Source organism: Pseudomonas avellanae BPIC 631, from assembly GCF_000444135.1.
Taxonomy (GTDB): domain Bacteria; phylum Pseudomonadota; class Gammaproteobacteria; order Pseudomonadales; family Pseudomonadaceae; genus Aquipseudomonas; species Aquipseudomonas avellanae.
Map to the genome: position 1 here is coordinate 1 of NZ_ATDK01000137.1, position 548 is coordinate 548.

A 548-nucleotide genomic window follows, 5' to 3' on the forward strand; every position below is an offset into this window, starting at 1 on the left:
TGGCCAAACTGGATCGTGATGCGTTCTTCAATGCTGAGTTCATGATATGACATAGGTTCACCGTACCGGATTGGTCAGGTGTTGCGCTCAGTTTTTGCCGCCGCCGAGGTATCTGCTGACGACATCGCCTCTCAAACAGAAGAGCTGGTTTGCCATGATTACTGGCTTATAGCTCCAGCACTTTTCAGACTAGCTGGAAGTCTGCCAAAACTAATTACAGACGTCGAAGAGCTAAGAATTTCTATCTCCGGAAAGAGATCCGAGAGAGAGAAAAAAGAAAAGATCGACATTACCAATTCGCTACAAGCCCTTGTGAGCAAAGAAACCATACAAAAATATCTCGCGATATTTAACAGGAAAGAGGAAGTTTGCGAAGAAACTCTTTCCGTATTTGCCGATGCTCTCATGTCTTACTCTAACCAAGTTGAAGCTGAAGCAAAACGCGAGCTAGTGTGCTGTTTTCGAAATAAGTTACCCATAACCTGCAAGCTAAGCTATTGATAAGATTTGAATTTTCCGTTAGTTGGTGGCTGATTTTTTCGAAAACA

At 43.1% G+C, this 548-nt stretch carries 1 protein-coding gene; it reads left to right on the forward strand.

The window, feature by feature from the left end:
- Positions 1-78 precede the first annotated feature (78 nt).
- Complete coding sequence (locus DW49_RS0107500) at positions 79-501, forward strand: hypothetical protein (RefSeq protein WP_024421191.1); 423 nt, start codon at positions 79-81, stop codon at positions 499-501.
- Positions 502-548: the final 47 nt, after the last annotated feature.